Raw genomic sequence first — 13446 nt, forward strand, 5'->3', positions numbered from 1 at the left:
AACGCCGCCTCACACCTCCCGGTGTGGGCGGCGTTCGTGCGTGGGAGCCGAGTGATCTTCGCCGTGGACGCCCCGCGGACAGCGAGTACCGACCGCCCCGCGGACAGCGAGTACCGACACCACCGCCGCCGTGACAGCGGCAACACCGACGGCGATGGCGATGAAGTGCTTCATCGTCGACGCGACCGTCGCCATGAGCACGGCCTCGACCGCGAGACCCACCCACGCGACACCGGCCAGCGCGGTGCGGTCCCCGGCGATCGCAGACAGCAACGCGCCCTGCAGCACGGCGAGACACGCGCCTTGGAGCGCGAACAACCACAGCAGGGACTGGACAGGCTCGTAGGCGTCCCCGACGAGAAGTGGCACAACGGGCGCGCAGAGCGCCGCTGCCGCCACGAGCGCCCCACCGAGACCGACGAGGACCGCGAGGGCCGAACGCACGGCAGACGCCGACTCGGCCGGGTTCGCCATCCGGGGGTATAACACCACCCCGACGGCCTGGGGCAACCAGAACGCCACCTTCGTCGCGACCGCGCCGAGTGCATAAAGGCCAGCGGAGTCGGCATCGAGCAGCATGCGCGCGAGCATCAGATCGAGTGAGGTCAATGCGATCAACGCCAGTTGGACCTGTGACGCGCGCAGCACCGCTGCCGCACCCGGTATGCGTGGCGCAGCTTCCGCGTCGCCGGTGCGCTGGACGGGTTCGCCGCGAGCGACGAACAGCGCGGCGGCCACCGCCACCACTCCCGTTCCCACCGCGCCGGCGAACAGCGCGGCACCCGGGCCGCCATCGGCTGCGAGTACCGCGACGGCAGGGACCACCTTCGCAACCCCCGCGGCGGCGAGAACGACGCTCAGCGCCGCGAACCGGGCTCGTCCCTGCAGCAACCCCTGCTCGGCCGCGAGAAGCACCAGCAGAGGCGCCGACACCAGCGACCCGAACGCACCCGCAGTGCTCGTGTCCAGTGCCCATGACACCACCGGCACGAGTGCCACGGCGACGACCGCGGCGATCAGTGCGCACCGATACCCGAGGCGACGCAGCACCGCGATGCTCGCTCCGTGCACTGCTTCACGCGCGATGACGGTCTGCAGTGCCAGCGCCGGGACCGCGAGAACCAACTGAGCCGCGAGCAGGCTCGCGAACTCCCCGTACCCGGCGGGGCCGAGCCACCGTCCGGCGGGCAGATGCAGCAGATAGGACGCGATGTTGGCGGTCATCGCACCGAGGGTCACCATCGTCATACCCGCCACCGCGGTTCCTGTCCCGGAGTGGCGCGTCGTGTTCTCTGGCGGCATCCGACCATCCTCGCACTCGTGCGCACCGTAGTCTGCGGCCATGTCCACGCAGGGTCAGCACCGTCTTCGCGCGACGACACGTGCGCCGGCACCGACACCGTCGTTCGTTCCGGCACTGTCGTTCGTTCCGGCACTGTGGTCACTTGCCCTGACCGTCGTCGTGCTCGGCCCGATGTTCACCTCACACGGCTATCTGTTGCTGCGCGACGCGGTGAGCACCCCGCGCTCGTACCTCACGGACTCGGCCCTTGGGCTGTCCGATGCTGCGGCTCGCGCGGTCCCTCAGGATGCGTTGCTCGCGTGGGTGACGACCGTCGTCGACGGCGGTATCGCGGTGACCGCTCTTCTCGCTTCCTCGCTGTGGGCGGCGGGCTTCGGTGCAGCACGGCTCGTTTCGGTTCTGCTACCCGGTGCCGGTGTGCCCGCGCAGGTGACGGCGGTGACCGTCGCGATCTGGAACCCGTACGTCGGCGAGCGATTGCTGCAGGGGCACTGGAGCCTCTTCGCGGGCTACGCGGCGCTTCCGTGGGCTGTGTGTGCGGCGGTGGCGGTGCGCCGACGCAGGAGTGGCGGATGGTGGGCGCTCGCGTTCTGGCTCGGAGTCGCGGGACTCACCCCGACCGGGGTGCTGCTCGCCGCGGTGACCTCGATTGCGATCCTCGCGATGCCCGGTGGCCGCGTATCGCGGGTGGGCAGGCTCGTGGGCGCCGGCGCGCTGATCGTGGCGGTGTCGGCACCGTGGCTCGTCGCCACCGCACTGTCCGGTGGTGGCACCGCGGCCGACCCGGCAGGTGTCGGTGCGTTCGCGGCCCGCGCGGAGCCGCTTCTGGGTACTGTCGGGTCGGTCGCCGGTCTCGGCGGCATCTGGAATGCCGATGCGGTACCGAGTTCACGCACGACGCCGTGGGCGCTCATCGGGACCGTGCTGCTGCTCGTGGTCGTCGCGTGCGGACTGCCCGCGCTGTGGCGCCGACGCCGCAACCCGGTGATCGTCGCGCTCGCTATCCTCGCAGTCGTCGCGGTGCTCGGCACCACTCTCGGCGCCACCGCACCGGGTCTGCGGTTCGGGGAATGGGCGATGGTGAACATTCCCGGGGCCGGACTGCTGCGCGACACCCAGAAGTGGGTGGCACTGCTGATGCCGCTCTACGTGGTGGCCGCGGCCGCAGGAGTGGGGGCGTTGCGGCAACATTTCACCCCCGACCGCGCCCGCAGCGACATCGCGTGGGCGGTGTTGTCGGTCGTCGCCGTGGTGGGTGCGCTCCCCGACCTCGCGTGGGGAGTCGGCGGTCAGGTGCGACCCGTCCACTACCCCGACGGGTGGCAGCAGGTGGCGAGCATCGTCACGGCGGGCGAGGGTGACGCCGCGGTGCTGCCCACTGGGATGTTCCGCCGGTTCGACTACTCCGGCCCGGTGGCAGTCCTCGACCCGGCACCCCGCATGGTGCGCGCCGACGTGCTGCAGACCGGAACCCTCATCGTCGAGGGCGGAGCGGTGGAGGGAGAGGGCACCCGTGCCGTCGACGTCGAGCAGCTCCTTCTCGATGGTTCGGATCCGTCCGAACTGGCGGCGCGGGGTGTCGGCTGGGTCGTGGTCGAGCACGGCACCCCGGGCGATCACGGCCGGTCGGAGGAGACCCTCGACCTGCTCACCCAGGTCTACAGCGACGACGACCTGACTCTCTATCAGGTGGACGGCGCGTGGGCTCGGGAGACGACCGGGCGGACCGTCGCGATCCTTGCGCACCTGCTGCTGATGCTGGTGGTGGTCGCCGGGGCGACCGGCATGCTCGCAGCCCGTCTACATACCCGCGCAGCGGAGCTGTTCCGTGCCCTGGCCCGCCTTCTCCGCCGTGATTCGGGGAAACAGGCCTGACGCCCACTGCCCCGATGCGACACCGGTCAGTACTTCGAGCACACCGGATCCGGTGGCCTCCCACGAGAACTCGCCCGCCCTGATTCGGGCCTTGTCGCCCAGCTCGGTGCGGCGCTCGGCATCACCGAGCAGCTCCGCGACCGCGGCGGTGAGGTCGTCGACGGAATCGACGAGGACACCCGTGACGCCGTCGACGATCGAATCCGTGAGTCCCTTCGAACTGCGGTATCCGACCGTCGGGACACCGTGCTGCGCGGCCTCGATCACCGCGAGCCCCCACCCTTCCTTGCGGGACGGCATCACGTGCAGCCAGGACCGCGCCAGGACCGCATGCTTGCACTCCTCGGAGACGTGGCCGTGGAAGGTGACGGCGTCGTCGATACCCAGCTCGGCGGCAAGGCTACGCAGGTTCTGTTCCCACCAGCCACCGCCGACGACGTCGAGGTGCAGGCCGGGGACGCGGGAGCGTAACACCGAGACGGCGGTGAGCGCGTCCTCGATCTGCTTGTGCGGCACGAGTCGCGACAGCACGCACACGCTCGGATGCGCGGTACGGGTGTGGTCGGCGCCTGGAACGACCTCTGAGGGGATGGCGTCGGCACCGTTGCGGACGACCGCGATGCGGTGGTGGTCGACGCCGAGCACCCGCAGTTCGTCGGACGACGGCAGCGAGACCGTCAGGTACTGGCTGCGGCGATGCACTCGCGGCGACAACGTGGATTCGATCCACCACCCGAGCTTCGCCATCACGCGACCCGCGACCGGCCACTGCTCGCGGTGGCAATGGTGCACGAGCACCGTCACCGGGGCGCCGGCGACGAACCGGGAGAAGAACGGGATGCCGTTCTGGGTGTCGATGACGGCGTCGGGACGGATGCCCTTCAGCGGACCGAATCCGAGTCGTCCTGCGGCGATCGCAGCGAGAGCGCGCGGGTATACCCCGAGGCGGCCGCCGCCGCGGCTGACGTCGATACCGTCGATGGTGTCGCGCTTGCTCGCGCCGGGATATGACGCGGTGCGCAGCGTCACTTTGATTCCGCGGGCGGCGAGTTGCGCTCCGACCTGCTCGAGATAGCGCTCGCTGCCGCCTCCCTGCGGGTGCCCGCTGTCGCGCCAGCAGAGCAGTAGAACCTCCCGCACGCGGATTCCCCCCGGTAGTAGAACACGCCCGTATGGACGCGGTGGACGTCACGGACACCCTAGCGGGTGTGCTCGCGATGTAGGTGCACGACGGCTCTGCCGGTGGGCACTACTGTGGTTCCACGTGCCATCGAAGACCACGTCCGATCCCCGTGTGACCCGGCTGTTCGAACGCCGCGCCACGTTGCGGCGCTCCATCGGCCTGCTCGGCAGCTTCCGATTCGAGCAGAGTGCACCCGACAGATTCTACGGCGGCCTCGCCCGCGACACCGCCGACCTCGTCGGCGATCTCTACACAGACCTGACCGGGAACAGCCTCGCGGGCACGACCGTCGTCGACGTCGGAGGCGGTCCCGGCTATTTCGCCGACGTGTTCGCCGAGGCGGGCTCGCGGTACGTGCCGATCGAGCCCGATCCGTCCGAGATGCACGCCGCCGGGCTTCGGGTGGGTGGCGCGATCCGCGGGTCGGGTCTCGCGCTGCCGCTGCGCACCGGGTCTGTGGACGTGTGCTTGTCGTCGAATGTCGCCGAACATGTGCCGCAGCCGTGGGCGATGGCCGACGAGATGCTGCGAGTGACCCGCCCCGGCGGGCTGATGGTGCTCTCGTACACGCTGTGGTGGGGCCCGTTCGGCGGACACGAGACCGGTCCGTGGCACGCGTTCGGCGGCGAATACGCGGCACGGCGCTACACCCGGAAGCACGGGAAGGAACCGAAGAACCGATACGGAGTGTCGCTGTTCGAGGTCAGCTGCACCGAGGGTCTCGACTGGGCCCGGTCGACGCCCGGGGGTGAGTTGCTCGCCGCGTTCCCCCGCTATCACCCGCGGTGGGCGTGGCCGCTCGTGCGGGTGCCGGGGGTGCGCGAGTTCCTGGTCAGCAACCTGGTGCTCGTGCTGCGCCGACGATGATCATCTAATCTCGCCAGATGACCGCATTGGCACTCGACGTGGGTGGCACGAAGTTCGCCGCGGCATTCGTCGCCGACGACGGGACGCCCGTCGAGCCGAAGACCGCGTCCGTCCCCCCGACCGGCGCGTGGGACGCCTGTGCCGCCCTGCTGCGCGAGGTTGCCGAAGCCGAACCGATCTCTGCCGTCGGGATCGCGGCGGCAGGCCCGGTCGACGCACGGAACGGCACCGTTTCGCCCATCAACATTCCCGAGTGGCTGTTCGGATTTCCCTTGGTGGAGGCCGTGCGCAGCCTCTTTCCCCACGCGCGCGTCTCGTTGGCGATGGACGGTGCGGCCGCCACACTGGCCGAGCACCGATTCGGTGCCGGTCGTGGAACGGACGATCTCCTCGGAGTGGTCCTCGGCACCGGCATCGGTGGCGGCCTCGTCCTCGACGGTCGCCTGGTGTCCGGCCGCACGGGGAACGCCGGGCACATCGGCCACATCGTCTCGGCATACGGCACCGAGTTGTGCACCTGCGGCGGTGCGGGCTGCATCGAGACGGTGGCGAGCGGAACCGCCACGGTGAAGTGGGCGCGGGCACGCGGCTGGGCGGGGTCGGACGGTGTTGCACTCGCGGCTGCGGCGCAGGCCGGCAACGGTGTCGCGGCAGCTGCGCTCGAGCGCGCAGGAACCGCGCTGGGTCAGGTCATCGCATCTGCTGCCGCACTGACGGACGTCTCGCTCGTCGTCGTAGGCGGCGGGTTCGCGGAGTCGGGAACGCTGCTGTGGCGCCCGATGCTCGCGTCCGCGGCACGGCAGGCCCGCCTGAGCTTCATCCGGGATCTGCGTATCGTGCCGGCTTCGCTGGGTGCGCTGGGAACACTCGTAGGTGCCTCCGCCCTCACACATGGTCACGAGTAGGTAACCATTCGGCGTCGCACGGGCGCCGAGGCCCTACTCTGACGGGACCAACCCAGCGGGACGGATCGGTGGTATCCGATGAGGATTGCCGAAATTTTACGAAACAAGGGTGCAGCGGTGCAGACGGTTCCCCCAGGAACCACGCTCTGTGAGCTGATCGGCGACTTCGCACGCCACAACATCGGGGCGATGGTCGTCGTCGACGGCACCGACGTCGTCGGAATCGTCACCGAACGTGACGTCGTCCGGCAACTCCACGAACGAGGGCCGTCCGTCCTCGTCACCACAGCATCCGAGGTCATGACAACCGATGTGGCGACCTGCCTGCCCACCGACAGTGTGGACAGCCTGGCCGAGACCATGACCGAGCGACGCATCCGGCATCTTCCGGTGGTCGTCGACGGACAGCTGGTGGGAATCGTCAGCATCGGCGACGTGGTCAAGAGCCGGATCGACGAGCTCCAGGCCGAACGCGATCAACTCCGGTCGTACATCCACCACGGCTGACCTCGATCTCGCTACGCTGCCGCATCGGCTGTCCGCCGGGCACGTCCGGTCCGGGTCATTCCGGTGCCGAGTCGGCCTGCCGGTCGAGCACGCTCACACTCATTCCGAACGGCAGAAACCGAGCCGACCGCGCCGGGTCGGTATTGCCCTTGAGACTGCGGAGCGCTTCGAGCTCCGAGGGATACACCTGGTCGATGTGTGCGACACCGTCGGCATCCGCGGTGTAGACGACCCATACGCCGTCCCCCGCGTCGCCGGTGGTCTCGGGTCGCGGCGTCGGCTGCGGCCGCGGAGGTGGTGGTGCGACCGGCTGGTCGAGGAAGGCGAAGACCCTGTCTTTGAGTTCGCGCAGTTCTTCCCCGGCCTCGCGGACGACCCGATCGATGTCGTCGGGGTCGAATCCGAACGGATTGTTCTCTGCCATGTCTACTCCTGACGGTCGGCCCCTCCAGTGTGGGCAACACTGCGCCGCCGCGCCACCATCGACGCCGCTGCACCCTTTCGCAAGTCTGAAACGTGTTCTAGTCTCGGGGTGAACCGGCGCGAACTGACTAGGGGCAAAATATGACCGACTACGACAAGGTGTTCATCGGCGGCACGTGGGTGACGCCGTCGACCGACGAAACGCTCGAGGTGTTCTCACCGGCCACGGAAGAACGGGTCGGTTCGGTACCCATCGCCGGGCCGAAGGACGTCGACGCTGCAGTTGCCGCGGCACGCACCGCGTTCGACGACGGACCGTGGCCGCGCATGACCCCGGCCGAACGCGCGGAGGTGATCGGCAAGGCAGCGAAGATCATCGAAGAGCGTGGCGCCGAGATCGTCGAGGTCGTCTCGTCCGAGATGGGGCAGCCGGCCGCGTCGGTGCAGATGATGCAGATGACGCCGACACTCGCGACGCTGAACTTCTATGCCGGGCTGGCTGATTCGTTCCCCTGGGTCGACGAACGCAGCGGCTCGTTCGGCCGCACACGCGTCACCCGCGAACCCGTCGGCGTCGTCGGTGCGGTCATCGCGTGGAATGTGCCACTGTTCCTGTGCGCCAACAAGCTCGGCCCTGCTCTGCTCGCCGGCTGCACCGTGGTCCTCAAGCCCGCTCCCGAAACACCACTGGCCGTCAACGTGATCGCCGAGATCTTCGCCGAAGCCGGTCTGCCCGAGGGCGTACTCTCGGTGGTGCCCGGTGGCGCCGAGACCGGCGAACACCTCGTGTCGCACCCGGACCTCGACAAGATCACCTTCACCGGGTCCACCGCAGTCGGCAAGCACATCGGCGAGATCGCCGCACGCAACCTCAAGCGCTGCTCGCTCGAGCTCGGGGGTAAATCCGCCGCGATCATCCTCGAGGACGCCGATCTCGACTCGACCATCGCCATGCTCGTCATGTCCGGTCTGATGAACACCGGGCAGGCATGTGTCGGCCAGACCCGCATCCTCGCACCACGTTCGCGGTACGACGAGGTGGTCGAGAAGATCGTCGCGACCGCCGCATTCTTCCCCGTCGGACCGCCGTCCGACGAGACCGCTCAACTGGGCCCGCTGGTCTCCGCCAAGCAGCGCGACCGGGTCGAGGACTACATCAAGAAGGGTCTGGACGAGGGTGCACGTCTCGTGCTGGGTGGTAGCCGACCCGCCGGTCTCGACAAAGGCTACTTCCTCGAAACCACGGTCTTCGCCGACGTCGACAACTCGATGACCATCGCCCGCGAAGAGATCTTCGGGCCGGTCCTGTCGGTGCTGCCCTACGACAGCGTCGACGATGCCATCAAGATCGCAAATGATTCCGACTACGGCCTCGCCGGCTCGGTGTACACCACCGATGTGGAGAAGGGCCTCGACGTCGCATCGCGCGTCCGCACAGGCACCTACGGAATCAACTGGTACGCATTCGATCCCGGATCGCCGTTCGGTGGCTTCAAGAACTCCGGCATCGGTCGCGAGAACGGCCCCGAGGGGCTCGAGGCGTTCTGCGAGACGAAGTCGATCCTGTACCCGCCCGGTTACCAGGGCTGATCGCCCCGGGCCTCGGCTCACCGAGGGGAGGTCGGGTGCGTTTCTCTCGAAGAAATCGCACCCGGCCTCCCCTCGGTCACGTTTGCGGCATTCACGGACGGTGATCAGATGTACATTGCCGGATCGATGTAGCTGGTCGGATCCACCAGCGGCTCATGCTTCTTCCGCGACCGAACCGTCGCGGGGATACCGGTGGCGATCGAATCCACGGGCACGTCGTGTGTGACGACCGCATTGGCGCCGATCGCGCTGTCGGCGCCGATCACCACCGGCCCCAGAATCTTCGCTCCCGCACCGACCGTGACGCGATCACCGAGCGTCGGATGCCGCTTCTCCTTCGCAAGCGACCGGCCGCCCAGCGTCACACCGTGATAGAGCATGACATCGTTTCCGATCTCGGCTGTTTCACCGATGACCACGCCCATGCCGTGGTCGATGAAGAAGCGTCGACCGATCGTCGCACCGGGATGGATCTCGATTCCGGTGAGGAATCGGGTGAACTGCGAGAGGATCCGCGCCGGCCCCTTCAATACGGGCACCGCCCACATGCGGTGCGCGATGCGGTGCGACCAGATCGCGTGCAGACCGGAGTACACGACCGCGTTCTCCACATTGCTGCGCGCGGCAGGATCGTTGCCGCGCGCAGCCTGCAGATCTTCGTGGAGAGTACGAAGAATACTCACGACGACGATCAGTCCCGGATGTGCTCGAACAGCGGAGTGGAGATGTAGCGCTCACCGAAATCGGGCACGACCACGACGATCAGCTTGCCTGCGTTCTCCGGGCGTTTGGCGACCTCGAGGGCAGCCCACACGTTCGCACCGGCCGACACGCCGCCGAGGATGCCCTCGTCGGTGCCGAGCGCGCGACCGATCTTCACTGCGTCGTCGAACTGGACATCGATGATCTCGTCGTAGATCTCCCGATCGAGAACCTCGGGCACGAAGTTGGCACCGAGACCCTGAATCTTGTGTGGGCCGGGGTTGCCGCCCGTGAGGATCGGCGAATCAGCAGGCTCGACACCGATGATCTGGACGCCGGGCTTGCGGGCCTTGAGGTTACGGCCCACACCGGTGAGCGTGCCACCGGTGCCGATACCTGCGACGAAGATGTCGATCTCGCCTGCGGTGTCGTTCCAGACCTCTTCACCCGTGGCGTCGTGGTGGATCTGCGGGTTGGCGGGGTTCGCGAACTGACTCGCCGACACCGCGTTCTCGGTCGACTCGACGATTTCCTTGGCCTTCGCAACCGCGCCGGCCATGCCCTCGGAACCCGGGGTGAGGACGATCTCCGCACCGTAGGCGCGGAGCATGACGCGACGCTCGGTGGACATCGTCTCCGGCATCGTGAGGATCACCTTGTAGCCGCGGGCCGCGCCGACCATGGCGAGTGCGATACCGGTATTGCCCGACGTGCCCTCGACGATCGTGCCCCCGGGCTTCAACTCGCCCGACTTCTCCGCCGCGTCGATGATCGCCACGCCGATACGGTCCTTGACGCTGTTGGCCGGGTTGTAGAACTCGAGCTTCGCCGCGACGGTTGCGCCGAGGCCCTCGGTCAGCCGGTTGAGCTTGACGATCGGGGTACGACCGACGAGCTCGGTGACATTGTTGTAGATCCCGCTCATAGCTGATCCTCTCCCGGTCACCAGGGACCGGCTGTGGTGTGCGATATACCTATTGCATCATGTTGCAGACGACGCACCATGTCGGGTTCCTTCAAGACAGGCGCGACTCTCGAGTCCAACACTGGGGAACATGACGAATTCCGTGAATCCCATTCCCGAGGGTTACACCGCCCTCACTCCGTTTCTCGTCGTCGACGGGGCTGCAAAGGCCATCGACTTCTACTGCGATGCGTTCGGGGCTGCACTCGTCGACCGCACCGACGCTCCCGACGGCTCCGTGGCGCACGCGGAACTCGATCTGGGCCACGGTCGCATGCAGTTGAGCGACCCCATCCCGACGATGGGCCTGCGCGCCCCGGACGGAACGAACGACGTGAACCACTCCTACGTGCTGTACTGCGCCGACTCCGACGCGGTGTTCGCGCGGGCCGTAGAACTCGGTGCGCACGTCTTCGAAGAGCCGTCGACGTTCGTCACCGGCGACCGATTCGCGACGATCCTCGACCCGTTCGGACACCGGTGGGCGATCATGACCCGAGTCGAGGACGTCTTGCCCGACGAAGCGAAGCGGCGCATCGACGAATGGCTGGCCTCGCAGAGCAGCTGAGCTGCACACCGCACCCGCAACGCACCGCAACCGAGACGCAGCAACCGAGACGCCGAATGCCCCGCCACTGGGCGGGGCATTCGTGGTGTCGTTCGGTCGATCAGCCGAGGCGCTGCTTCAGAGCCTCGAATTCGTCGCGGATACCCGAGGGCACCTTCTCGCCGAGGAACTCGAACCACTCGGTGATGCCGTCGATCTCGGTCTTCCACTCGTCGACGTCGACCGCGAGAGCCTCGTCGACATCGGAAGGATCGACATCGAGACCGTCGAGGTTCAGATCGGCTGCGGTGGGCACGTACCCGATGGCGGTGGACTGTGCGTCGACCTTGTGCTCGATGCGATCGACGATCCACTTCAGCACGCGAGAGTTCTCGCCGAAACCGGGCCACAGAAACCGGCCGTCTTCGCCGCGACGGAACCAGTTGACGTAGAAGATCTTCGGCAGCTTGGACTCGTCGGCGTTCTTACCGAGGGTGATCCAGTGGTTCAGGTAGTCGCCGGCGTTGTAACCGAGGAACGGCAGCATCGCCATCGGATCGCGCCGCACGTTGCCGACCTTGCCCTCGGCAGCGGCGGTCTGCTCGGACGACAGGGTCGCGCCGAGGAAAGTGCCGTGCTGCCAGTCGAAGGATTCGCTGACAAGAGGAACTGTCGTCTTGCGGCGGCCACCGAACAGGATCGCCGAGATCGGCACTCCCTGCGGGTCATCCCATTCCGGAGCGAGGATCGGGCACTGCGACATCGGGGTGCAGTAGCGCGAGTTCGGGTGGGCTGCCTTCGTGTCGGACTCGGCGGTCCAGTCGTTACCGAGCCAGTCGGTCAGGTGTGCCGGGGTGTCGCCTCCGATACCCTCCCACCAGACGTCGCCGTCGTCGGTCTTCGCGACGTTGGTGTAGATCGTGTTGCCGGCCTCGATCGTCGCCATGGCGTTCGGGTTGGAATCTGTACTGGTGCCGGGTGCGACACCGAAGAAGCCGAACTCGGGGTTGACGGCGTAGAGACGTCCGTCGGCACCGAAACGCATCCATGCGATGTCGTCGCCGAGGGTTTCGGCGCGCCAGCCCGGGATGGTCGGCTGGATCATCGCGAGGTTGGTCTTGCCGCACGCCGACGGGAAGGCCGCAGCGATGTAGTAGGGCTTGTTCTCGGGCGAGATCAGCTTGAGGATCAGCATGTGCTCGGCGAGCCAGCCCTCGTCGTGGGCCATCGCCGACGCGATGCGCAGCGAGTAGCACTTCTTGCCGAGCAGTGCGTTGCCGCCGTAACCCGAGCCGTAGCTCCAGATCTCACGGGATTCGGGGAAGTGGGTGATGTACTTCGTGTCGTTGCACGGCCACGCCACGTCCTGCTCGCCCGCTTCGAGAGGCGCACCCACCGAGTGCAGCGCCTTGACGAACGGTCGATCGACGCCCATCTTCTCGAGGGCAGCGGCACCCATGCGGGTCATGATGCGCATGGAGACGACCACGTACTCCGAGTCGGTGAGCTCGACACCCAGCTTCGGATCGTCGGCACCCAGCGGGCCCATGCAGAACGGCACCACGAAGAGGGTTCGGCCACGCATGCTGCCCCGGTACAGCTCGGTCATCGTGGCACGCATCTCGTCGGGCGCCATCCAGTTGTTGGTGGGGCCCGCGTCGATCTCGTTCTCGCTGCAGATGTATGTGCGCGACTCGACGCGTGCGACATCCGACGGATCGGAGTTCGCGAGGAACGAATTCGGCTTCTTCTCGTCGTCGAGACGGGTGAATGTGCCGGACTCCACGAGCTGAGCAGTCAGCCGATCCCATTCCTCGTCGGATCCGTCGGCCCACACGACGCGATCGGGCTGGGTGAGCTCGGCAACCTCCTGAACCCACGCAAGCAGCTCGGCATGCTGGGTCGGGAGCTTGTCGTCGGTACCGTTCAAACCGGGAATGGTCGCTGAGGTCATCAAACTCTCCTGGGGTGTGCCCGGAACCGGATCCCTCCCCCGACCTGCATCTGTAGTGCAGTGACAGCGGCGAACCCGGGCTTTCCCCTCTCGGCAGGGGTACCACCCGCTTCGTCCGTGGCCGAACGGAGGACGCGGGCGCCGGATGTCCTATTCATAGAGGTTAACGCTGGACGTCCGGCCGGGAACACTCGGGGCCGGTCGGAAATATCACAGAAACGATTCAGAGCCACGCAGAATACAGCCCCCTTCCGCGTCCGTACAGGCGATACGCCTCACTTGTGCTCGGTTGTATGACTTTCGTCTATTCCGATCGTACCTTCGTCGACCCTGCTCCATCTGGATGTTCCGTCGAGCTCGCGGTGGAACTCCCAGACACCGAATTCGCCGTCGTCGGCAACAGCGGTGATCCGGTCGGTGAGACCATCGAGGTCGGTGTCGGTTGCTACGACGAGCGCACCGAGCCCGTTGTCGAAAGCGACAGTGTCGCGGATCCCGTCCCCGTCGAGATCGGTCGTCGCCTCGACCGAGTCCGCCCACGCAGCGGTGCTCGCGGGGTCGAACACGCCGAAGCCGGCGTGATGCTCGTCATCGAGCCCGTCTGCTCCGAGGAATGTGTCTGCCAT

The 13446-nt window shown here is 67.3% G+C and carries 13 protein-coding genes; 6 read left to right on the top strand and 7 right to left on the bottom strand.

Translation table 11 applies throughout. The features are described from left to right. Window positions 1-9: 9 nt before the first annotated feature. Window positions 10-1302 carry a polysaccharide biosynthesis protein gene (locus ACZI8W_RS16275; RefSeq protein ID WP_463369532.1) on the bottom strand — a complete coding sequence of 431 codons (1293 nt, stop codon included), beginning with the start codon at window positions 1300-1302 and terminating at the stop codon, window positions 10-12. Window positions 1303-1474: 172 nt separating this feature from the next. Here ACZI8W_RS16275 and ACZI8W_RS16280 point away from each other — a divergent pair, with 172 nt between their 5' ends. Then, entirely contained in the window at window positions 1475-3178 is a 1704-nt protein-coding gene (locus ACZI8W_RS16280; RefSeq protein ID WP_463369578.1) for an MmpA family trehalose lipid delivery protein, read from the top strand. On the opposite strand, the gene ACZI8W_RS16285 is transcribed toward ACZI8W_RS16280, so the two are convergent. Then, window positions 3104-4318, bottom strand: a complete 1215-nt coding sequence (locus tag ACZI8W_RS16285) for a glycosyltransferase family 4 protein (RefSeq protein WP_463369533.1) — start codon at window positions 4316-4318, stop codon at window positions 3104-3106. The two genes, ACZI8W_RS16280 and ACZI8W_RS16285, sit on opposite strands and share 75 nt — an antisense overlap. A 154-nt stretch (window positions 4319-4472) precedes the next feature. Between ACZI8W_RS16285 and ACZI8W_RS16290 the strand changes: the two genes are divergently transcribed. The 3 genes from ACZI8W_RS16290 to ACZI8W_RS16300 all read left to right on the top strand — a co-directional run bounded on the left by ACZI8W_RS16290 (window position 4473) and on the right by ACZI8W_RS16300 (window position 6640). After that, entirely contained in the window at window positions 4473-5228 is a 756-nt protein-coding gene (locus ACZI8W_RS16290; RefSeq protein ID WP_463369579.1) for a class I SAM-dependent methyltransferase, read from the top strand. Window positions 5229-5245: 17 nt separating this feature from the next. Next, window positions 5246-6133 carry an ROK family protein gene (locus ACZI8W_RS16295; protein ID WP_463369534.1) on the top strand — a complete coding sequence of 296 codons (888 nt, stop codon included), beginning with the start codon at window positions 5246-5248 and terminating at the stop codon, window positions 6131-6133. Window positions 6134-6211: 78 nt separating this feature from the next. Next, complete coding sequence (locus ACZI8W_RS16300) at window positions 6212-6640, top strand: CBS domain-containing protein (RefSeq protein ID WP_463369535.1); 429 nt, start codon at window positions 6212-6214, stop codon at window positions 6638-6640. A gap of 55 nt (window positions 6641-6695) precedes the next feature. Here ACZI8W_RS16300 and ACZI8W_RS16305 read toward each other — a convergent pair whose 3' ends face one another. After that, window positions 6696-7064, bottom strand: coding sequence for a hypothetical protein (locus ACZI8W_RS16305; protein ID WP_463369536.1), 369 nt, complete (start codon window positions 7062-7064; stop codon window positions 6696-6698). Window positions 7065-7204: 140 nt separating this feature from the next. On the opposite strand from ACZI8W_RS16305, the gene ACZI8W_RS16310 reads away from it, so the two are divergent. Further along, complete coding sequence (locus ACZI8W_RS16310) at window positions 7205-8653, top strand: aldehyde dehydrogenase (RefSeq protein ID WP_463369537.1); 1449 nt, start codon at window positions 7205-7207, stop codon at window positions 8651-8653. 104 nt (window positions 8654-8757) lie between these two features. On the opposite strand, the gene epsC is transcribed toward ACZI8W_RS16310, so the two are convergent. Beyond that, window positions 8758-9336 carry a serine O-acetyltransferase EpsC gene (gene epsC, locus ACZI8W_RS16315; protein ID WP_463369538.1) on the bottom strand — a complete coding sequence of 193 codons (579 nt, stop codon included), beginning with the start codon at window positions 9334-9336 and terminating at the stop codon, window positions 8758-8760. Between the two features lie 8 nt (window positions 9337-9344). Then, window positions 9345-10280 carry a cysteine synthase A gene (gene cysK / locus ACZI8W_RS16320; protein ID WP_463369539.1) on the bottom strand — a complete coding sequence of 312 codons (936 nt, stop codon included), beginning with the start codon at window positions 10278-10280 and terminating at the stop codon, window positions 9345-9347. 130 nt (window positions 10281-10410) lie between these two features. On the opposite strand from cysK, the gene ACZI8W_RS16325 reads away from it, so the two are divergent. Then, on the top strand, window positions 10411-10887 hold the full coding sequence (locus tag ACZI8W_RS16325; protein ID WP_463369540.1) for a VOC family protein: 477 nt from the start codon (window positions 10411-10413) through the stop codon (window positions 10885-10887). A 100-nt stretch (window positions 10888-10987) separates the two neighbouring features. Here ACZI8W_RS16325 and ACZI8W_RS16330 read toward each other — a convergent pair whose 3' ends face one another. Then, window positions 10988-12820 (bottom strand): phosphoenolpyruvate carboxykinase (GTP), encoded by a 1833-nt coding sequence (locus ACZI8W_RS16330; RefSeq protein ID WP_463369541.1) that lies wholly within the window; start codon window positions 12818-12820, stop codon window positions 10988-10990. A 275-nt stretch (window positions 12821-13095) separates the two neighbouring features. Next, window positions 13096-13446, bottom strand: a complete 351-nt coding sequence (locus tag ACZI8W_RS16335) for a DUF6802 family protein (RefSeq protein WP_463369542.1) — start codon at window positions 13444-13446, stop codon at window positions 13096-13098.

It is taken from the genome of Rhodococcus ruitaii, assembly GCF_055230935.1.

What these genes read in the sequence shown, in the direction of transcription:
- ACZI8W_RS16275 (WP_463369532.1), bottom strand. Translation starts at nt 1,302, where the DNA reads ATGCCGCCAGAGAACACGACGCGCCACTCCGGGACAGGAACCGCGGTG.
- ACZI8W_RS16280 (WP_463369578.1), top strand. Translation starts at nt 1,475, where the DNA reads ATGTTCACCTCACACGGCTATCTGTTGCTGCGCGACGCGGTGAGCACC.
- ACZI8W_RS16295 (WP_463369534.1), top strand. Translation starts at nt 5,246, where the DNA reads ATGACCGCATTGGCACTCGACGTGGGTGGCACGAAGTTCGCCGCGGCA.
- ACZI8W_RS16300 (WP_463369535.1), top strand. Translation starts at nt 6,212, where the DNA reads ATGAGGATTGCCGAAATTTTACGAAACAAGGGTGCAGCGGTGCAGACG.
- ACZI8W_RS16305 (WP_463369536.1), bottom strand. Translation starts at nt 7,064, where the DNA reads ATGGCAGAGAACAATCCGTTCGGATTCGACCCCGACGACATCGATCGG.
- ACZI8W_RS16310 (WP_463369537.1), top strand. Translation starts at nt 7,205, where the DNA reads ATGACCGACTACGACAAGGTGTTCATCGGCGGCACGTGGGTGACGCCG.
- cysK (WP_463369539.1), bottom strand. Translation starts at nt 10,280, where the DNA reads ATGAGCGGGATCTACAACAATGTCACCGAGCTCGTCGGTCGTACCCCG.
- ACZI8W_RS16325 (WP_463369540.1), top strand. Translation starts at nt 10,411, where the DNA reads ATGACGAATTCCGTGAATCCCATTCCCGAGGGTTACACCGCCCTCACT.
- ACZI8W_RS16330 (WP_463369541.1), bottom strand. Translation starts at nt 12,820, where the DNA reads ATGACCTCAGCGACCATTCCCGGTTTGAACGGTACCGACGACAAGCTC.
- ACZI8W_RS16335 (WP_463369542.1), bottom strand. Translation starts at nt 13,446, where the DNA reads ATGGCAGACACATTCCTCGGAGCAGACGGGCTCGATGACGAGCATCAC.